The sequence below is a fragment of the Acinetobacter sp. LF10 genome (assembly GCF_048585715.1).
Classification (GTDB): domain Bacteria; phylum Pseudomonadota; class Gammaproteobacteria; order Pseudomonadales; family Moraxellaceae; genus Acinetobacter.
This window is the reverse complement of sequence record NZ_CP184160.1, coordinates 2,120,491-2,138,571: the sequence shown is the minus strand read 5'-3', so window position 1 is coordinate 2,138,571 and position 18,081 is coordinate 2,120,491. Positions and strand designations below refer to the sequence as shown.

The 18,081-nt window shown below is 38.5% G+C and carries 21 protein-coding genes and 3 pseudogenes; 6 read left to right on the top strand and 18 right to left on the bottom strand.

All coding sequences use genetic code 11. The annotated features are described in order from the left end of the window. Nucleotides 1-181 precede the first annotated feature (181 nt). Nucleotides 182-742: an SMI1/KNR4 family protein gene (locus ACN19N_RS10420; protein WP_269238232.1), complete on the top strand. Its 561-nt coding sequence runs from the start codon at nt 182-184 to the stop codon at nt 740-742. A 46-nt stretch (nt 743-788) separates the two neighbouring features. Here the strand turns inward: ACN19N_RS10420 and ACN19N_RS10415 are convergent. Next, nucleotides 789-1,610 (bottom strand): annotated as a pseudogene (locus tag ACN19N_RS10415) (transposase); the annotation flags it as partial. Between the two features lie 96 nt (nt 1,611-1,706). On the opposite strand from ACN19N_RS10415, the gene ACN19N_RS10410 reads away from it, so the two are divergent. Further along, on the top strand, nt 1,707-2,021 hold the full coding sequence (locus tag ACN19N_RS10410) for an NGG1p interacting factor NIF3 (protein ID WP_269238231.1): 315 nt from the start codon (nt 1,707-1,709) through the stop codon (nt 2,019-2,021). On the opposite strand, the pseudogene ACN19N_RS10405 reads toward ACN19N_RS10410, so the two are convergent. After that, a pseudogene (locus tag ACN19N_RS10405) lies at nt 2,022-2,782 on the bottom strand (nitroreductase family protein). It lies immediately after the preceding gene. A 106-nt stretch (nt 2,783-2,888) separates the two neighbouring features. Then, nucleotides 2,889-3,689: an enoyl-CoA hydratase-related protein gene (locus ACN19N_RS10400; protein WP_241335303.1), complete on the bottom strand. Its 801-nt coding sequence runs from the start codon at nt 3,687-3,689 to the stop codon at nt 2,889-2,891. 107 nt (nt 3,690-3,796) lie between these two features. On the opposite strand from ACN19N_RS10400, the gene ACN19N_RS10395 reads away from it, so the two are divergent. Next, nucleotides 3,797-4,372: a nicotinate-nicotinamide nucleotide adenylyltransferase gene (locus ACN19N_RS10395; RefSeq protein WP_420002379.1), complete on the top strand. Its 576-nt coding sequence runs from the start codon at nt 3,797-3,799 to the stop codon at nt 4,370-4,372. On the opposite strand, the pseudogene ACN19N_RS10390 reads toward ACN19N_RS10395, so the two are convergent. Beyond that, nucleotides 4,369-4,548: pseudogene (locus ACN19N_RS10390) on the bottom strand (LysR family transcriptional regulator); the annotation flags it as partial. The gene ACN19N_RS10395 and the pseudogene ACN19N_RS10390 overlap by 4 nt on opposite strands. 20 nt (nt 4,549-4,568) lie before the next feature. On the opposite strand from ACN19N_RS10390, the gene ACN19N_RS10385 reads away from it, so the two are divergent. Beyond that, complete coding sequence (locus tag ACN19N_RS10385) at nt 4,569-4,949, top strand: nuclear transport factor 2 family protein (protein WP_420001274.1); 381 nt, start codon at nt 4,569-4,571, stop codon at nt 4,947-4,949. On the opposite strand, the gene ACN19N_RS10380 is transcribed toward ACN19N_RS10385, so the two are convergent. From ACN19N_RS10380 to dapD, 8 genes are all read right to left on the bottom strand, one after another. Then, nucleotides 4,950-5,312, bottom strand: coding sequence for a glyoxalase superfamily protein (locus ACN19N_RS10380; RefSeq protein ID WP_269238229.1), 363 nt, complete (start codon nt 5,310-5,312; stop codon nt 4,950-4,952). 12 nt (nt 5,313-5,324) lie between these two features. Continuing rightward, entirely contained in the window at nt 5,325-5,900 is a 576-nt protein-coding gene (locus ACN19N_RS10375; protein ID WP_269238228.1) for a CAP domain-containing protein, read from the bottom strand. Nucleotides 5,901-6,013: 113 nt separating this feature from the next. Continuing rightward, on the bottom strand, nt 6,014-6,478 hold the full coding sequence (locus ACN19N_RS10370) for a peroxiredoxin (RefSeq protein WP_269238227.1): 465 nt from the start codon (nt 6,476-6,478) through the stop codon (nt 6,014-6,016). Nucleotides 6,479-6,497: 19 nt separating this feature from the next. Then, a complete protein-coding gene (locus tag ACN19N_RS10365) occupies nt 6,498-7,184 on the bottom strand; it encodes a diphthine--ammonia ligase (protein ID WP_269239697.1) in 687 nt (228 codons plus the stop codon). Between the two features lie 91 nt (nt 7,185-7,275). Beyond that, complete coding sequence (locus tag ACN19N_RS10360; RefSeq protein WP_420001273.1) at nt 7,276-7,692, bottom strand: hypothetical protein; 417 nt, start codon at nt 7,690-7,692, stop codon at nt 7,276-7,278. A 29-nt stretch (nt 7,693-7,721) separates the two neighbouring features. After that, nucleotides 7,722-8,390, bottom strand: coding sequence for a 7-cyano-7-deazaguanine synthase QueC (gene queC, locus ACN19N_RS10355; RefSeq protein ID WP_420002378.1), 669 nt, complete (start codon nt 8,388-8,390; stop codon nt 7,722-7,724). 77 nt (nt 8,391-8,467) lie between these two features. Further along, entirely contained in the window at nt 8,468-9,178 is a 711-nt protein-coding gene (gene queE / locus ACN19N_RS10350; protein ID WP_004661217.1) for a 7-carboxy-7-deazaguanine synthase QueE, read from the bottom strand. 116 nt (nt 9,179-9,294) lie between these two features. Beyond that, nucleotides 9,295-10,116: a 2,3,4,5-tetrahydropyridine-2,6-dicarboxylate N-succinyltransferase gene (gene dapD, locus ACN19N_RS10345; RefSeq protein WP_269229967.1), complete on the bottom strand. Its 822-nt coding sequence runs from the start codon at nt 10,114-10,116 to the stop codon at nt 9,295-9,297. A 289-nt stretch (nt 10,117-10,405) separates the two neighbouring features. Between dapD and carO the strand changes: the two genes are divergently transcribed. Continuing rightward, on the top strand, nt 10,406-11,158 hold the full coding sequence (gene carO / locus ACN19N_RS10340) for an ornithine uptake porin CarO (RefSeq protein ID WP_269229968.1): 753 nt from the start codon (nt 10,406-10,408) through the stop codon (nt 11,156-11,158). A 104-nt stretch (nt 11,159-11,262) separates the two neighbouring features. On the opposite strand, the gene ACN19N_RS10335 is transcribed toward carO, so the two are convergent. From ACN19N_RS10335 to ACN19N_RS10310, 6 genes are all read right to left on the bottom strand, one after another. Next, on the bottom strand, nt 11,263-12,186 hold the full coding sequence (locus ACN19N_RS10335; RefSeq protein WP_293745508.1) for a CysB family HTH-type transcriptional regulator: 924 nt from the start codon (nt 12,184-12,186) through the stop codon (nt 11,263-11,265). A 65-nt stretch (nt 12,187-12,251) separates the two neighbouring features. Further along, nucleotides 12,252-13,322: a sulfate/molybdate ABC transporter ATP-binding protein gene (locus ACN19N_RS10330; RefSeq protein ID WP_269238224.1), complete on the bottom strand. Its 1,071-nt coding sequence runs from the start codon at nt 13,320-13,322 to the stop codon at nt 12,252-12,254. 11 nt (nt 13,323-13,333) lie between these two features. Continuing rightward, nucleotides 13,334-14,218: a sulfate ABC transporter permease subunit CysW gene (gene cysW / locus ACN19N_RS10325; RefSeq protein WP_420001272.1), complete on the bottom strand. Its 885-nt coding sequence runs from the start codon at nt 14,216-14,218 to the stop codon at nt 13,334-13,336. After that, nucleotides 14,215-15,048, bottom strand: a complete 834-nt coding sequence (gene cysT, locus ACN19N_RS10320) for a sulfate ABC transporter permease subunit CysT (protein ID WP_005215272.1) — start codon at nt 15,046-15,048, stop codon at nt 14,215-14,217. The genes cysW and cysT overlap by 4 nt, the downstream gene beginning before the upstream one ends. 90 nt (nt 15,049-15,138) lie before the next feature. Beyond that, on the bottom strand, nt 15,139-15,741 hold the full coding sequence (locus ACN19N_RS10315; protein WP_420001271.1) for an RBBP9/YdeN family alpha/beta hydrolase: 603 nt from the start codon (nt 15,739-15,741) through the stop codon (nt 15,139-15,141). A 115-nt stretch (nt 15,742-15,856) separates the two neighbouring features. After that, nucleotides 15,857-16,864 (bottom strand): sulfate ABC transporter substrate-binding protein, encoded by a 1,008-nt coding sequence (locus ACN19N_RS10310; RefSeq protein WP_420001270.1) that lies wholly within the window; start codon nt 16,862-16,864, stop codon nt 15,857-15,859. A 404-nt stretch (nt 16,865-17,268) separates the two neighbouring features. Here ACN19N_RS10310 and pabC point away from each other — a divergent pair, with 404 nt between their 5' ends. Next, nucleotides 17,269-18,081, top strand: a complete 813-nt coding sequence (pabC, locus tag ACN19N_RS10305; RefSeq protein ID WP_420002377.1) for an aminodeoxychorismate lyase — start codon at nt 17,269-17,271, stop codon at nt 18,079-18,081.

The window sequence follows — 18,081 nt, the reverse complement described above, 5'->3', positions numbered from 1 at the left end:
ATAATATGACCACTCATTTTTTTAGGCAGATCGCCGGGGCGTTGTGGTTGATGATGGTCAAGGTATTTTGGGTATAATTTCGAATAAGAGTAGTATGTGAATAGTTGAGAGCAATGCACTTGATGGGTGTAAAATAGAAAAAGTAGAGATTGCATAATTAAAGAATTAGAGATTTTTATATATGGTTGATTTTGTTTCTGAGTTGATAAGTTGTCGACATGAAGATACGCATTTGCCTTTTTATCCAGAACATATTAACGGCTATACAGAGCAAGAAATTGATCAGATTGCTGAAATTTATAATCTAGAGATTCATGGGCAGTTCCGAGAGTTTTTATCGCAAATGGGAAGGTGCTCAGGCGGTTTGTTGTGGGGCACTGTATCTATGTTCAGATATTCATGGAATAAGGAGGCTTATACAGATTATCAAAAAGTTTTAGATGATGAAGATGAAATAAATAAACCTAATGGGTGGATTAGTGCAGTTGAAAATAAACTCTTCCCATTAACAAATGAAAATGAAGGCAATCAGTTTGCATATCTGGCGACTGCTTTAAAAAATGATTATGTTTGGTTATGGGATGATGGACAACCAGAATCTGAATTTAGTTGTACTGGATCTACACTTTTAGAATATTTAAAATGGTTAGTAGAATATGAGACTAAACAAGCGCGGTTTGGAGACAAATCGGTCAACTTTGAACAGGATAAACAATATATTACGGGAAGATTGTTAGACTAAATCATCGGTTTGGAAATAAAAGTTTTATTTATATAGGACTTACGCACTATAAATTTTCCAACTTTTGTGGCAGCAGATAATTCTTGTCTAAAATAAAACCATCAATGAAGCTCTTGATGATTGGTCTAAATAAACTCTTCTGCCACTGATTAATATTCATAAAAATATCATTCCATTGTATTTGTTGTACCTGCACATAAGCCATTAATGATGCAAAAATATGATTGTGAATGAGCTTCACTCGCCTAACCTGAAATTTTTCAATATGACATACCTGTTTAATGACTCGGTGATATTGCTCAATCTTCCAATGACTTGCATGTAAATCTTGAAACCGATCTAATGTTAAATACTCATTAGGAGCATAAACAATATAAAACCTCTGCTGTTCTTTGAGCTGAGTCTTAAATAATTGTACAAATCCAAAGTCTTTGAGCCACACTGTTTGACCATTTTCAAATGCAGGTAGTTGCCTAATCTGATGCCAATTCCCTTTTTCAAGGGATACCTTTCGATTACTGTCGATACCAAACATAAATCGAATACCATGATTTCTTATGGTTTTTAGATTTGAAGTTGAAGCATACCAACTATCGCCTGTGACATAAGAAATGTCTGCGCCCCATTGAAGAACATCATTCAACATGTCGAGAAAGTAGCCATTTTTAGTCTTATTTTCAGATTTATCATAGAGCCTAAAATTGATCGGCACATTTTTACCCTGCAAATCTGTCGCATACAGTGTAATGAGATTGATGCCTTTCACTGAACGATGATGTTTACCAGACCAGAAAAAACCAACTAAATCCATATGTTGACTATAAGGTTTATCTAATACGGTATCATCTACACTGACAATAAGTTTATGAACCGTACCGGGTTTGTCTGATCACTTTGATGTTATACAGCTTATTTATCATTTTTTTATTCTGTCAATGCGTAAGTCCTAAGTTAGTAAACTGAAGTGCTTAAACTTATTTATTACGTTCCAGACTCTCATCTAGAGTCAACCAAACTTGCTGTGTTTGAAGCAGGAGCTGGTGGTATTGGTAATTATGAACATTGTGCTTGGCAAGTGAAAGGAATAGGGCAATTTAAGCCAGTTAACGGTGCAAATCCATTTTTAGGACAATTAGACGAACTAGAGCAACTTGAAGAGTGGCGTGTAGAAACCATTGTGCCTGAAGATAAAGCTAGTGCTGTAGCAAAGGCATTAAAGGCAAGCCATCCTTATGAAGAGCCTGCCTTTGAGTTTATTCAAATATTAGATATTGAATAATTATACTTTTTGAATAAATAAATCACGATCAAAACGATATTGCGGGAAGAACACACCATCTGTAGCCCGTTCACCTGCACCAATCACCATGACAGGATACTGTTGACCATTTAATTTTAAAATTTTACGAACTAAAGGTTCATCAAAGCCTTCCATCATACAGCTGTCAAAACCATAGGCACGTAAAGCCAATACTAGATTTTCACAGGCTAATGCAGTGGTTTTTGTCGCCCAAAGTTGGGTGTCAGCAGGGTTAAAAGCGGTTACAGGTAATTGTTTATCTAAGGTACGCACTACTTAAATGCAACTTTTTTAAAGTTACCTAATGCATTAAAGTAACCTGTTTTATAATTGTATGGAATAAAACGATAATATTTTTGTACCATCGCAGGAGCTTCAGGAAATGGAAATTCGCTAATATTTCGTTTTGCCATTTCATCAATACGATCTGTACGTGCTACACATACAATTAATTCAGCAGCGGTTTTAGCCGCAAGTTGCCCTAGGCAAGCTTTAACCAGTTGCTTTTTCTTGCTTGGATTTTGCACCACATAAAAAGTCCAAGGCTGTAAATTTGATGAGTTGGGCGCAAGTAATGCCAAATCTAAGCAATCATCTAAAATTTCAGTTGGAATCGCTTTATCGGTAAATTTACGCACGGAACGGCGACTTTCAATCACTTTGCGAAAGTTAGCCACATCAATATCTTGTGGGGCAGCTTCGTAATAACGATTCTTTTCGGTTTTTGTTTGATCTGTCATGAGCGATGTATTTTCCTTAAGTGTTTATATCCATATTGGGATGCAAAATAAAAAAACCACCTAGTTTTTTAAACTAAGTGGTTTTTATGAGTGCGTTAAGACCTGATTAATTGAACTGAGAAAAATCAGGTTTGCGCTTTTGCATGAATGCTTGTACCGCTTCCATCATTTCAGGCGAGCGTACACGTTGCATAAAGATCTCAGCTTCATCATCTACACAAGCGATGATTTCAGCTAAATCTTGTTTCATCAGTGCTTTGGTTTGCTTGATTGATGCGAGTGGTAAAGCTGCTAAGTGTTGAGCTGTTTTTTGGGCTGTTGCATAAACGTCTTCAACAATTTCATTGACTAAGTTTGCTTTGACAGCAGTTTCTGCATCAAATTTTTTCGCTGTGAATAACAATTCAGCTGCTTTTTGATAGCCTGCTTGTTTCACCAGTAAGCGACTTGCAGCGCCTTCTGGAGAAAGACCAAGGCTTACGAATGGAATTTGGAACAGGGCAGTATTGTCTGAAAATACGATATCAGCATGTAATAAGATGGTCACACCGATACCAATCGCAACACCTTTCACCGCAATAATTAATGGCTTAGAAAAACGTGCTGCTGCTTTTAATAATACAAATGGTGGTTGATCACCTGCTTTGCCTTCATGTGGCTTTTGGATGAAGCTCATGAAGTCTTTCATGTCATTACCCGCAGTAAAGTCTTGTTCTGCACCACGGAAAATGACGACACGAACATCTTTACTCGCGTCAGCTTCATCAAAAGCTTGTGCGATCCAGAGGTAAAGTTCACCATAAAGTGCATTTTTTGCTTCTGAGCGGTTAATGGCTAAGGTGAGTACGCCATCTTCTAAATTTGCTTGCAAATGTTGATGAGGTTGTTGAATACAGCTAAGCGTCATCGTACTATCCTTGCTTTAATCCAGATTGATTTTTAAGTGTCCTCATTATGTCGCATATTTTCTTGAATGGCACAACTGATGAGTTCACAAAAAGTGAAATTACGCCTATGTACACATTTGACTATCTTGTTTTTATTGGACGCTTTCAGCCCTTTCATTTAGCGCATCTACAAACGATTGAAATTGCGTTACAACAGAGTCAACATGTAGTCTTAGCATTGGGTTCTGCGCAATCAGAACGGAATATCAAAAATCCATTTTTAGCCACTGAACGTGAGCAAATGATTCTGTCCAATTTTTCTGAGGCGGATCAAAAGCGCATCCATTTTGTGCATGTGATTGATGTTTATAACGATGAAAAATGGGTCAAACAAGTCAAAACATTGGTCAATCAAGTGGTTCAGCCAAATGCAAAAGTAGGTTTGATCGGTCATTTCAAAGATGAATCTTCGTATTATTTAGCTTTATTTCCAGAATGGGAAATGGTGGAGCTAGACAGTCTAAGAGATTCTATTTCAGCCACACCGATGCGTGAAGCCTATTATCGAGGGGAGATTCAAACCGAATTTTTCCCAAAAGGTACGATTGAATTTCTGACTGAATTTAAAAATACAAAAGTCTATTCGGAATTGCAGCGTAAATATCTTGCGGGTGATAAAAGTAATTTAAATGAGTGTTTTTAAGATTTTAGTTCTTTAGTCAGAAAATCGATGAAAACACGAATATGGAATGATTCGTGTTTTTTTGATGGATAAAGTAAAGAAAATGGGCGTGAACTACCTGAAAATTCCGTAAGGACTTCAATAAAATCTCCATTTTTAAGCTCTTTTTCTACAATAAAACGATAGGTTTGTAATAGACAAATAATAGGTACATAAAATGCAAAATAATTCGATAACTGAGATTCAACAGCAACTCGAAAAGTACTTTGATGGTCTGTACTTTTGTGATGTAGATAAATTGAAGAATGTATTTCATTCCGATGCTACTTATATCAATACAACGGATGAGCCTATGCTTAAGTTAGATATGGATACTTATTTCTCTATTGTGGAAAAGCGTATTTCACCCGCATCTCAAAACCAATTAAGACAAGATAAGGTTATTGCGATCAATTTGATTCATGATCAGTTAGCGATGGTACATGTTGAATGTGTGATTGAACCTAAATATTTTTATGATGCACTGACATGGGTACAAAAACAGGGTGAATGGAAAATTATTTCTAAAGTCTTCCATTATCAAACTTTAGCGGATTGATTAAGCATCTTCCCAAAAGATCAGTCGATTTGAAAAAGGATCAGTCATACTGAGTTCTAATGTTTCCCAGTCTGTTTTTTCGATTTGAGGTTTAGCAAATTGATAGTGCTTTGCCTCAAGTTCAGTATGTAACAAAGTAAGATTTTCCCAGTAAATACGAATTGCGCTATGTGGACTCGCATCACCAAAATGTTCTGTTAGGTGGATGATGCAATCATCTTTGGAAATTTGTAGATAAACAGGGAAGTTATCCCCAAATGTGTGTTGCCAGTCGATTTGAAAGCCTAAGTAGTCAAGATAAAATGATTGTGCGAGTTCAATATCAAAAATACGGAAAATAGGGGTGATTGAACCAGATTGCATTATTCGTCCTTGCTAGCGAACACCAAATTGTTGCGTCCAGTAGCTCTTTTGTTTGGTGGATTGGTCAGATGTACAGGCAATAGCGTAGTCTGTAAATTTAGGATGCATTAGATTACTACAATGTACTGGGCTCGTAAGCCATACTGACATCACTTCATTTAAATTTTTTTGTCCTCTTGCAACATTTTCACCGCCACCTCGACCTTTAAATTCAGATTGTTTTAGACGTGCTTTTAAATCTAATCCAGTGCTGCTGATATGTCCAAGCATGTTGTGACTTGCCATATCTTCGGCATGAGCAAAAGCACTTTGATATAAGTGCTGATTCCATCTTAAGGGTGCAGCAGCAGCGAAATGTTGCTGACCACATTGGCGTGGATGCTGACGAATTTCATTGATGGCATGGATAATCACTTGCTGATAGGCAGGGTTTTGTAAATCTTGGCAATGGATTTCTGTTGTTTCGATTTGAATTTGTGGTACAGAGACTAAGTTTTCTTCAGTCATTGCGGTTTGTGGCGCATTAGCATTACAACCTGAGAGTATAAAAAATAAAGGAAACAAATAAACTAGGCTGCGATAATTCATTGTAAATATCTTTAATTATTTTAATCTTTTTATCATACGTTAAGGTGTAAGCAGTGGGCAATTTACCCATAACAAAAAAGCGAGTTCCATACTCGCTTTTTTGTTACTCAACATTATGAAGTACCTTGCAATGCTTTTAGATCTTCCAATACTTGTTCAGCATGCCCAGCAGCTTTGACTTTTCGATAGCTTTTCACTAACTGTTTGTTGTGAAAAATAAAAGTTGAACGTTCGATGCCCATCACTTGTTTGCCATACATATTTTTTTCTTTAATCACATCAAAATGTTTGCATAACACTTCTTCTTTATCACTAATTAAATCAATTGTGAGTGCTTGTTTTTCAGTAAAATTTTGATGTGCTTTGACAGAATCTCTAGACACTCCAAAAATTTGACAATGTAATCCTTCAAATTGATCTTTTAAGCATGAAAAGCCGATCGCTTGAGTCGTACAGCCTGGTGTTGAATCTTTTGGGTAAAAATAGAGTACTAACCATTCATTGGTGAGTTCAGCTAGATTCACTTCACCTTGTGTTGTTGGAAAAGTATGATTCGGTAATTCAATATTCTCAGACATTTCGATTCCTTCAATAAAACTAAAGTTGGTCTAGTTCAAGTGGTAAAAAAGCATATTCTTCATGATAAACAATATCTCTGTGTCTTACAGGAATTGCTTTGTTAAAAATTGGCCCATCTATAACAGTAGTATGAAATTCACCACCTTCTCCACATGGGTCTATCCCGCGATTTTCTAATTCTTGAATATAGTCGAGAGTGAGAATTTTACCCAGATCTTCTACTTTCATGCCTAGTTTAAGATTAACGGTCACGACGATACTGCGAAATCCTAAGCGAATAAACTCCTCAACTACTTCACGGTGAGGACGTAACCAAAGGGGCATACCCAATTTAAGCCCAACGTGTTGAGTTACACGATCATGCCAACAACCATATTTAGGCATATCTAGATCGCCTGTGACCAGTACTTCTGCACCTTGTTGTTTAGCTTGTTGTAAAAGCTCAATAAATTTACTTTCGTAATCAGCCCAACTTGAAGAAGTCATAAATACAGGTAAACCAATCGCATCTGCTTGTGCTTGAATAATATCGAGTGGCATCGCGTGTGAACGGGAGCGTTGCCCTTGTTCTTCCAACATGACAATCAATCCAGTCGCTTTGCCTGTTTGCATGGTATGGTACAGGGCAAGTGAACTGTCTTTCCCCCCACTAAATGAAACAATACATTGTCGTTGATGGGTATTGGTCTTCCATTGATCCTGCATGGTGTAATTCAACTTATTCAAGATAAAAGAAATTTTAACAGAACTGATAAAAAAGCCTGCATCAATGCAGGCTTTTGGGCTTAGCTCAAAGTTAAGACTTTGGTGCTTGTTTTTGAGCTGCTTTCATCGCTTCTTCAGTTAACTTTTCAAGCTTAGAGACCAGTGGTGCACCTAAGCAAGCTTGTACATCTTTATATCCCTGTTGTACAAATGGAAGTGTGTTGGGATTTTTCTTCGCATTGACAGCACTTTGCATTTCCCATTTTTGTGCTTCGGTTACTTTACCTTGAGCTTCAATAGTACAAGAGCAATATTTACTAACTTCTGCAGCTGTTAATTTACCGCCTTTCGCAGATTGGTCTTTACAAACATTAATTAAACCAGCTTTTACATTGGTACTTTTATATGCAGCTTGTAATGGATTATCTGCTGCGTGCGTTGCTGTTGCAAATAAAGCCGCAGCTGACATCATTGTAGAAAGAATAAGATTTGATTTGAAAAACTTCATATATTGTACCTATGATTGCCCTATATCGTTTATTTAGTATAGCGTGTAGGGTCCGTAATACCTGCTTCGATGAAACCTTGTTGGCGTAAACGGCAACTGTCGCATTTGCCACAGGCACGTCCTTGAGCATCTGCCTGATAGCAGGATACTGTTTGGCTATAGTCTACGCCATGTTCGATACCTAAGCGTATAATATTCGCTTTGGATAAATGTAACAAAGGTGTTTCAATTTTAAGGGGTTTTCCTTCCACACCTGCCTTTGTTGCCAAACGTGCAAGATTGGCAAAAGCGTCAATAAATTCTGGGCGACAATCTGGATATCCTGAATAATCAACAGCATTGACACCAATCACAATGGCTTGAGCGTCAAAAACTTCTGCTGCTGCAAGGGCATATGAAAGGAAAATGGTGTTACGCGCTGGAACATAAGTTACAGGAATCCCTTCTTGTAATTGTTCAGGTACATCAATGTTATGATCTGTAAGCGCAGAGCCGCCTAAATTGCCTAAATCAATATTAATCACACGATGTTCTACACCTGCACGTTGTGCAAGTGCTTTGGCTGCATCAAGTTCGGTCGTTGAGCGTTGCCCATACATAAAGCTTAATGCAATACAATCATAATTTGCTTGTGCCCATGCAAGACACGTTGTTGAGTCTAAGCCGCCAGACAATAATACGATGGCACGAGAACGCATATTATTTTCCATGATTCAACCTAAAAATAAATTTGATAAAAGCCGATCTATTTTGCAGAACGGATATGTTTAGTATTTTAACGACCAGATTCATCATTCCATAACAGCTTATGTAACTGTAATTGAAAGCGAACAGGGAGATGGTCATCTAAAATCCACTGTGCTAAATCGCGAGCCAAAGCAGGCAATCCGACAGCACCTTTTTCGATAGCAAAGGCTGGTGAGAACCATACCGTACTTACTTTATCTTGCAACTGAAATTGTTCAAGTTGCTGTTTTGACCACTCATAGTCAGCACGATTACAAATCACAAATTTAATCTGGTCATGTGGGGTGAGATGGTCAAGATTACTATATAAATTACGATGGTCTTCTTTTGACGTTGGTGTTTTTAAATCCAACACTTTGGAAACACGAGGGTCAACTTTCGATACATCTAAAGCACCACTGGTTTCAAGTGAAACTTCAAATCCAAGATCACAAAGACGTTGTAATAAAATCAGACAGTTTGGTTGTGCAAGCGGTTCGCCACCTGTCACACAGATATAAGGTGTTTTATGCTGGCTTGCTGTTTCGATAATCTGTTCAAGGGATAAACGTTCGCCACCTTCAAACGAATAAGTCGTATCACAATAACTACAACGTAAAGGACAACCCGTTAAACGAATAAAAACGGTCGGTAAACCAAAAGTATTCGCTTCGCCTTGCAAAGAATAGAAGATCTCGGTAATACGTAAACCAGCCGCAGGATCAGACACAGGAATTGCAGAAGAGCGTAAGGAAGCCATAAATAGTTACCACAAACAGTTGCTACATAAGCAGCAAGTACATAAAAAACAAAATCTCTACGACCATAGCTGATCGTAGAGACGAGGAGCGATGAGACTCCGAGAAACGTTATAAATTAGTCTGCGCGTAATAAATCGTTCAAGCTAGTTTTTGCACGTGTTTTCGCATCAACTTTTTTCACGATAATTGCAGCGTAAAGGCTGTAAGTACCACATTTTGATGGAAGGCTACCTGCAACAACGACTGAACCTGCTGGTACGCGACCGTAGTGGATTTCACCAGTTTCACGATCAAAGATTTTAGTTGATTGACCAATGAAGACACCCATTGAAATCACAGAACCTTCTTCAACAATCACACCTTCAACGATTTCTGAACGAGCACCGATGAAGCAGTTGTCTTCAATAATGGTTGGATTTGCTTGTAATGGTTCGAGTACGCCACCGATACCAACGCCACCAGATAAATGAACGTTTTTACCGATTTGAGCACATGAACCCACAGTTGCCCATGTATCAACCATGGTACCTTCATCTACATAAGCACCAATATTGACATACGATGGCATCAATACGACATTTTTCGCTTGGAAGCTACCACGACGAGCAACAGCAGGTGGTACAACACGTACACCAGCAGCTTTAAATTGTTCTTCAGTCCAACCTGAATATTTTGTTGCAACCTTGTCATAAAACTGTAGATCACATGCTTCGATTGGCTGGTTGTCATTCAGTTTGAATGAAAGTAAAACAGCTTTTTTTAGCCATTGGTGAACAACCCACTCACCATCGATTTTTTCAGCGACACGAAGTGTACCATTGTCTAAACCCGTTAATGCTTGTTCAACAGCTTGACGAATTTCAGTAGGGCAATCTGCTGCACTATAGTTTGCACGGTCTTCAAAGGCTTGCTCGATGATTGTAGAAAGCTGAGACATGATCTTCATTCTTCCAAAAATAAATTTCCGAGATTTTACACTAATTTGACACAAGAATCTTTGAAAAAAGTCGTTACAATAAATTGTTTTAAATATAAGCAATAAGATTGTAATAAACTCGGAGTGTGTTGTTTTTTATCTATAATTTTTAATTATACAATTATCCTTAATTTGTATCAAAAAATAACAAAAAGTAATCAGTTTCTGTATAAAAAGTTATCTGTCGATCTTTTATGATGCGTATACAGAAACAATTATATTTAATAAGAGCATTTTTGAGGAGACATCAATGAAAGCTTTGCGTGTTGTGTTAGCAGCGAGTGTTTTAACAGTAATTGCAGGTTCTACATTTGCAGCTGATGAGCAAGTTGTGAAGGAATCGGTTTATGCATTCCCTTCTTATTTAAATCCAGTTTCAGTTCGTGCTGAGGTCGGTACAACAGGTTACGGTGGTGCAATTTCCTACCGTGTTAATCCTTATGTAGGTTTAAGTCTTGGTTATAATGGTGGTGATATTTCATGGTCTGATGATGTCAAAATTGATGGCACCAAATATGATCTTGATATGGAGAATAACAACACATATTTGAATGCTGAACTTTATCCATGGGGTGCGAGTCAAAATGCGTTCGCTCGTTCGCTTTATGTAGCAGCAGGTGTTGGCTATCTCGATAATGATTATGATCTTCAAAAACGTACATCAGCAGGTCGTACTTTAACAATTGACAACAATGATTATGAAGTTGTTAATGCTGGGCAAGAGGGTGGTGTACGTGGCAAAATGTCATATAAAAATAACATCGCGCCTTATGTCGGTTTAGGTTTGAATGCACCAGTGTATAAAAATATTGGTTTGTTTGGTGAGGTTGGTGCCTACTACACAGGTAACCCTGATGTAAAACTTGATGCTTACAACTTAAAAGGTGTTAATGGAGCTAAGCCGATTGATCAGGCGGTTGCTGATGAGCAAGACAAAATTGCTAACAAAAGTAAATATGAGTGGATGCCAGTGGCTAAAGTGGGTGTGAGCTTTAAGTTCTAATCCACCAACTCTACATAAAAAAACGAGCTTAAAGCTCGTTTTTTTATGCTCAGATTTAAGGTCAAAATAAATGGTCAATAGTAAAGCCATTCATTTTGTTTGATTTATTCTTCTGGATAAGCCACTTTTTTAAGTTCTTTTATGTTTGTTTTTGGAGAACATAAAGAAATAAATTCATAACCATAGCCACGTAAAAGATGCCCTTTACGTACTGCAATCCATGTCGTGTTCACACCAAAAATATCTGTTTTGAGTTGTTCTAAACGGTAGTCTTTATCATTGTCATAGGCGACATCATTGACAATACCGACCCCCATATTCAATTCAACATAGGTTTTAATCACATCGGCATCGAGGGCAGACATTACGATGTCTGCATGTAAATGTGCATCTTCAAAGGCTTTATCAATTTTTGAACGTCCTGTAAAACCACCGTGATAAGTGATTAATGGATATTCGGCTAATACATCTAAACTAATTTTATCTAACTTAGTCAAAGGGTGGTCTTTAGGTGTAATGATACTATGATGCCATTCATAATAAGGTACGCTTGCTAAGTTTTCTTCCGTCGTCAAAGATTCAGTTGCGATACCAATATCTGCTTCACCTTGGAGTAGCATTTCTGCGATTTCAACAGGACTCGCTTGTTGTAAAACCAAATGTACTTTTGGGAATAATTTTTTAAATTGATTCACAATCGGTGGAAGAACATACCGTGCTTGGGTATGCGTGGTTGCAATCGTTAATGTACCTTCATCAACTTTATTAAAGTCATCAGCTAGACGTTTAATATTGTCAGCATCGACCAACATACGTTCCACAATACTTAATAAGGATTGACCTGGTTCAGTTAAGCCTAATAAGCGTTTACCTTTGCGTACAAAGAGCTGTACACCCAATTCATCTTCTAAATCTTTGATGTGTTTACTGACACCAGATTGGGAGGTATAAAGTGCCGCAGAAGCTTCAGTTAAATTAAAGTTTTGGCGAACAGTTTCTCGAATAATTCTGAGTTGTTGAAAGTTCATAATAATTTTTCCACATAAAAGATGAGGAACGATCAAATTTATTTAACCGCCCTCAAGATATTATTCTAAGCAACTTGAGTCGTTTGGTCTGCAAATAAATGAAGTTGAGCCGCACTAATCCAGACGGTTTGATTTGGTCTAAATTGATGTAAATTTGCTTCTTCTACACTAAGTAAAATCTCAATGGTACGCCCACTGCGATCTTGTAATTCCGCAATGACTTTGCCCGCAATCCAGACCTCACGTATAAACGTTGCCTCAATCGTATTCTCTTGAGGTCGGGTATGAATATGTAATTCATTTGGTCGTGCAAATGCAATCACTTTTCCTTGCGGTGCTTCCAATGATGTCGGTAATTGAATGCGATCATCACCGATACGGATAATACCGCCTGTATGTTCACCTTCAAAACGATTTGCTTGACCTAAGAAATCAAAAACAAAGGGGGTTGCAGGTTTTTCATACACTTCACGAGGTGAACCGATTTGTTCAACATCACCTTTGTTCATGACGATGATTTGATCCGCAACTTCTAAGGCCTCTTCTTGGTCATGTGTAACAAAAATAGATGTGATATGTAGTTCATCATGTAAAGTTCGTAACCAACGGCGTAATTCTTTACGAACTTTGGCATCAAGTGCACCGAAAGGCTCATCAAGTAATAAAACACGTGGTTCTACGGCAAGGGCACGTGCCAGTGCAATACGTTGACGTTGTCCACCTGAAAGTTGAGCAGGGTAACGATCAGCTAAGAAACCCAGTTGAACCAAATCTAATAAGCGCGTGACACGTTTTTTAATTTCGGCTTCTGATGGACGAGTTGCACGTGGGCGAACGCGTAAACCAAAAGCAATATTATCAAACACAGTCATATGGCGAAATAAGGCATAGTGCTGAAATACAAAACCGACTTGACGTTCACGAACATGAATATTGGTCGCATCTTCACCTTCAAGAAGAACCTGACCATGATCAGCAGATTCTAAACCCGCAATGATGCGTAATAATGTTGTTTTTCCACAGCCTGAAGGTCCAAGCAAAGCAACTAATTCACCTTCAGGAAAGTCTAAAGAGATATTTTTGAGTGCATGGAATGCACCGAAGTGTTTTTCAATATTTTTAACTTGAATACTCATGTGTTCATTCCTTAGTGATTCGGTTGATGTTCATTTGCTTGGTCTTGGCGTATTTCTAACCAAGTTTTCAAGATCAATGTGATAATCGCTAAAAATGCCAGTAACGAAGACACAGCAAATGCAGCACTAAAGGTATATTCGTTATAAAGAATCTCGACGTGTAACGGCAGGGTATTGGTTTCACCACGGATGTGTCCTGAAACCACAGACACCGCACCAAACTCACCCATTGCACGGGCATTACATAGAATGACGCCGTAAATCAAACCCCATTTAATATTTGGTAGGGTCACTTTCCAAAAGGTTTGCCAACCTGAAGCACCGAGTACAATCGCAGCTTCTTCTTCTTCGGTCCCTTGTGCTTCCATGAGTGGAATTAATTCACGAGCAACAAAAGGAACTGTAATAAAAATTGTGGCTAAAACAATGGCAGGTACGGCATACAGTATTTTAATATCGTGATCCATTAACCAACCGCCAACCCAACCTTGTGAACCAAAAATCAGAACCAACATTAAACCTGCAATCACAGGGGAGACTGAGAATGGCATATCAATAATGGTGGTTAAGATGGCTTTACCACGGAATTGAAATTTAGCCACAGCCCAAGCAGCCGCTACACCAAAAATCACATTAATCGGCACAGCAATCGCTGCTGTCAATAAGGTTAGTTTGACTGCTGACAGGGTGTCAGAATCAGTTAAGGCATTGATGTAAACTGAAAGACCTTGTTTAAATGCTTCAACAAAAACCAAAATGAGCGGTAGTATCAAGCAACTTAGGAAGAAAATCAGTGCAATACTAATTAAGGTATAACGGACCCATGTTGGTTCACGGGTTGAATCGCGAGACTGCAACTTCACGGCTAAAGCATTGCTATTGGTATTTAAACTCATTGTGCAGTTCTCCCTGTACGACGACTCGCCCATGCTTGTACTAAATTAATTAAGAATAAGATGGCAAAAGAGAGAACAAGCATCACGACAGCAATCGTAGTCGCTCCAGCATAATCATATTCTTCTAAACGAGAGATGATCATGAGGGGGGCAATTTCAGTCTTATAGGGTTGGTTGCCTGCAATAAAAATAACGGAGCCATATTCACCGACACCACGAGCAAATGCCAAAGCAAAGCCTGTTAATAGTGCAGGGAATAGGATGGGTAAAATGATTTTAGTAATGGTCTGCCAGCGATTTGCACCAAGTGCAGAAGCTGCTTCTTCTAATTCAGTTTCAATGTCGCTCAAAACAGGTTGTACGGTACGTACCACAAACGGTAAACCAATGAAGATTAAGGCAAGCGTAATCCCAATCGGGGTGTAAGCCACTTGAATTCCTAGAGGTTCAAGATATTGACCGATCCAACCTGTAGGCGCATATAACGAAGTTAATGCAATCCCTGCGACAGCAGTGGGCAAAGCAAAAGGTAGGTCGACTAAAGCATCGACAATTCTTTTACCTGGAAAATTATAACGAACCAAGCACCAAGCCAGTAGTATGCCAAAGATTACATTGACTAAAGACGCAATCAATGCGGCACTAAAGCTGAGTTGTAACGATTTTAAAATTCGTTCTGACGTTAAAATTTCCCATAATCCATCCCATCCAATCCCTAAAGATTTGATAAATACAGCTGATAAAGGAATAAGTACGATAAAAGACACATAAGCGAGGGTGAAGCCCAAAGAGAGACCAAACCCAGGCAGCACTCGGGAACGCTGCGACATGATATTTCCTCAAAGAGAAATGTTTGCTAAAGCAAGCAAATAAATAACGCTAAAACTAAAAATATGGAGAGTCGCCAATTCAATGACCAGTCAGGCAAATTTCAAATTAAAATTTGCCTGACTCATTCGAGTTACAGGTTGCAGTTTTTTTTCAGGCAACATGTAATTAAGGATGTCTGGAAAAGGGCCAAATCCAGATGCCACATTAATGTGACCTACTTGCCCCAAATTGATGGGCGTCAGTTTCCAAGCTTGTGCCAGTTGTAGTGCGTCGACATAAGCTAACCAAGGATCATTTTCACTAATCAATAAAGTGGTTGGCACATCAATATTGAGCTGATGGAAATACTGTTTGTAATCAGTCAAGCTGTGACGAGCAAAGCCCGCTTCGCCAAATCGTGCAGGATTTGCAGGTGCAACCAAAACTAAGTTCTTTACTTTTTCGCTTAATTCTGGATGTTCTGCAAGTGCAGCAACACTGGTTAAACAGCCAAAGCTATGAGCAACAATTTGTATTGGTGCTTTAACAGCTGCAACGGTTTTGACAAATTGGGCAACCCATTCACTTAATACTGGACGATCCCAGTTTTTCTGTTGAACGCGAGAGCTAGACACGAGTTGTTGTTGTAACCAAGACTGCCAATGCTGTGCTTCGCTACCGCCAACACCGGGAACAATTACGGTATGAATCATGTCTATTCTCCTGATAATCTCTACCTAACCCCAATGGAGGGGACTTCATAAATCTTAAATATGTCATTTGATTTATGAAGCTCCTCCCTTTAAAAAAGGGAGGTTGGGAGGGATTCTATTTGCCTGTGCTGTTGATCTTGACGATTTGATCGAAAATACCGCCATTATCAAAATGAGTTTTTTGTACTTTTGTCCAACCACCAAACTCTTTATCGATCGTGACAAGCTTAAGAGGTTTAAATGTGGTGCTATATTTCTTTAAAACAGCTGCGTTGCGAGGACGATAGAAGTTACGTGCTGCAATTTCTTGACCCGCTGGAGAATATAAGTAGTTCAAATAGCCACGAGCGATTTGTAAATTGCCTTTTTTCTCAGCATTCTTTTCTACCACTGCAACGGGTGGCTCAGCGAGAATTGAAAGCGAAGGTGTAACGATCTCAAATTTACCCGGTTGTTCACGTACTGCGAGGAAAGCTTCATTTTCCCAAGCCAGTAACACATCACCAATACCACGTTCAGCAAATGTAGTGGTTGCGCCACGTGCACCTGAATCAAGTACTTTGGTTTGTTTATAAATTTGGCGAACAAATTCTTGTGCCTTAGCATCGTTACCACCTTTTTGGTGTTTTGCCCATGCCCAAGCACCTAAATAGTTCCAACGTGCGCCACCCGATGTTTTCGGGTTTGGCGTAATAATTTCTACACCTGGTTTAACTAAATCACCCCAGTCTTTGATTTGTTTTGGATTGCCTTTACGCACAAGGAAAACAATCGTTGAGGTGTAAGGGGTAGAGTTATTTGGTAATTTCTTCTGCCAACCTGCTGGAAGCAATTTTGCATTTTCTGCAATTTCATCAATGTCCGCAGCAAGTGCTAGTGTTACGACATCAGCATTTAAACCATCAATGACTGCACGAGCTTGTTTGCCTGAACCACCATGAGATTGTTTAAATTCAATATCCTGTCCTGTACGCTGTTTCCAAAAAGCGCCGAACTGTTTATTGAAATCTGTATACAGTTCGCGAGTTGGATCATAAGACACATTTAAAAATTCTTGTGCTGCAAATGAAGAAACTGAGAGTAATGCGGCAATAACACCGACTTTAATTTGAGATAAACGCATGAGAACCCCTTAAATTGGTCTGTATCAACAAACCTTCAATCATTGTTTGGAATATGGATGCAGCATAACGTCAGTTTTTTTGCAAAAAAAATAATTAAAATCGAATTTAATATGAATAAAAAAGAAATATAAAAAAGAGATAAGTTATGCTGATTTTTTGATAATAGATTGGTTTATAGCTAGAAAATCATTATGTTAAAAGCATTTGGTTTTGAATGTTTATTTAAAAAATTAGTTGAGGTCGATTGGGGGAAGTTGTTTTGCATACCTCTGCTTATTTGGGTTGTTTATAAACCATCAGATTCTCAATCATGATAAATCTGGCTAGGTTTCTGTGATCTGGCTTTTCCGAAGATTATGTTTCAAGGTATGATGACGATGTGTTTGAGACTGAATTTTTGATCATGCAGTGTTATAAAAATGGACAATTGATTGATTCGATCCCATTGTTAGATCGAGCCTTCCATTATGGAGATGGTTGTTTTACCACTGCACGAATTTTTCAAGATCGTTTTGAACTCAAACAACTTCACTTTGCACGCCTAACATTAGCCTGCCAACGTTTAAGCCTTGATGCTGATTTATCCTTGATCGACAATGCACTGGCTCAGCTACAACAACAGCACTTTACTCTAAACGGCACGTTAAAAATCGTGATTAGTCGGGGCGAGGGAGATCGAGGATACAGTCTGCCGCTACATGCTGCTGATGTTTATGTTTGGTATTACCCTAAAGTCATGCAAGTTTTTCAACCAGAGTGGATTGAGAGTGGGGTGTTAAACCATGCTCTAGGTTTAAACATGCCCCATTTAGTGGGTCTAAAAACATTAAACCGTTTAGAACAAGTGTTATTAAAGCAGGAAGCTGACCACCTGGGGTGGCTTGAAGCATTGGTAACCGATGTACAAGGTTATATTGTAGAAGGGGTGAGCAGTAATTGTTTTATTCGTATAAATGATCGATGGATTACACCAGAACTTCGTTATAATGGCGTCCACGGCGTCATGCGCGCCAAGATTTTGTCTCGAATGCAACAATACAACATTGAGTGTGAGCAAGGTTGTGTAGAGATTAATGATATTGAACGTATTCAAAGTCTATTTTTCTGCAACGCTTTACATCCGATGAAAGCAGTTATTCGATTTAATGGTCGGGCTTTTGAGCAGCAACCCTACCTTGATTTATTTGAAACATTGAAACTTAGCCAGATTGATTAA

Coding starts and splice junctions, on each gene's coding strand:
- ACN19N_RS10420 (WP_269238232.1), top strand. CDS start 182: ATGGTTGATTTTGTTTCTGAGTTGATAAGTTGTCGACATGAAGATACG.
- ACN19N_RS10400 (WP_241335303.1), bottom strand. CDS start 3,689: ATGACGCTTAGCTGTATTCAACAACCTCATCAACATTTGCAAGCAAAT.
- ACN19N_RS10395 (WP_420002379.1), top strand. CDS start 3,797: ATGTACACATTTGACTATCTTGTTTTTATTGGACGCTTTCAGCCCTTT.
- ACN19N_RS10385 (WP_420001274.1), top strand. CDS start 4,569: ATGCAAAATAATTCGATAACTGAGATTCAACAGCAACTCGAAAAGTAC.
- ACN19N_RS10380 (WP_269238229.1), bottom strand. CDS start 5,312: ATGCAATCTGGTTCAATCACCCCTATTTTCCGTATTTTTGATATTGAA.
- ACN19N_RS10375 (WP_269238228.1), bottom strand. CDS start 5,900: ATGAATTATCGCAGCCTAGTTTATTTGTTTCCTTTATTTTTTATACTC.
- ACN19N_RS10370 (WP_269238227.1), bottom strand. CDS start 6,478: ATGTCTGAGAATATTGAATTACCGAATCATACTTTTCCAACAACACAA.
- ACN19N_RS10365 (WP_269239697.1), bottom strand. CDS start 7,184: ATGCAGGATCAATGGAAGACCAATACCCATCAACGACAATGTATTGTT.
- ACN19N_RS10360 (WP_420001273.1), bottom strand. CDS start 7,692: ATGAAGTTTTTCAAATCAAATCTTATTCTTTCTACAATGATGTCAGCT.
- queC (WP_420002378.1), bottom strand. CDS start 8,390: ATGCGTTCTCGTGCCATCGTATTATTGTCTGGCGGCTTAGACTCAACA.
- queE (WP_004661217.1), bottom strand. CDS start 9,178: ATGGCTTCCTTACGCTCTTCTGCAATTCCTGTGTCTGATCCTGCGGCT.
- dapD (WP_269229967.1), bottom strand. CDS start 10,116: ATGTCTCAGCTTTCTACAATCATCGAGCAAGCCTTTGAAGACCGTGCA.
- carO (WP_269229968.1), top strand. CDS start 10,406: ATGAAAGCTTTGCGTGTTGTGTTAGCAGCGAGTGTTTTAACAGTAATT.
- ACN19N_RS10335 (WP_293745508.1), bottom strand. CDS start 12,186: ATGAACTTTCAACAACTCAGAATTATTCGAGAAACTGTTCGCCAAAAC.
- ACN19N_RS10330 (WP_269238224.1), bottom strand. CDS start 13,322: ATGAGTATTCAAGTTAAAAATATTGAAAAACACTTCGGTGCATTCCAT.
- cysW (WP_420001272.1), bottom strand. CDS start 14,218: ATGAGTTTAAATACCAATAGCAATGCTTTAGCCGTGAAGTTGCAGTCT.
- cysT (WP_005215272.1), bottom strand. CDS start 15,048: ATGTCGCAGCGTTCCCGAGTGCTGCCTGGGTTTGGTCTCTCTTTGGGC.
- ACN19N_RS10315 (WP_420001271.1), bottom strand. CDS start 15,741: ATGATTCATACCGTAATTGTTCCCGGTGTTGGCGGTAGCGAAGCACAG.
- ACN19N_RS10310 (WP_420001270.1), bottom strand. CDS start 16,864: ATGCGTTTATCTCAAATTAAAGTCGGTGTTATTGCCGCATTACTCTCA.
- pabC (WP_420002377.1), top strand. CDS start 17,269: ATGCAGTGTTATAAAAATGGACAATTGATTGATTCGATCCCATTGTTA.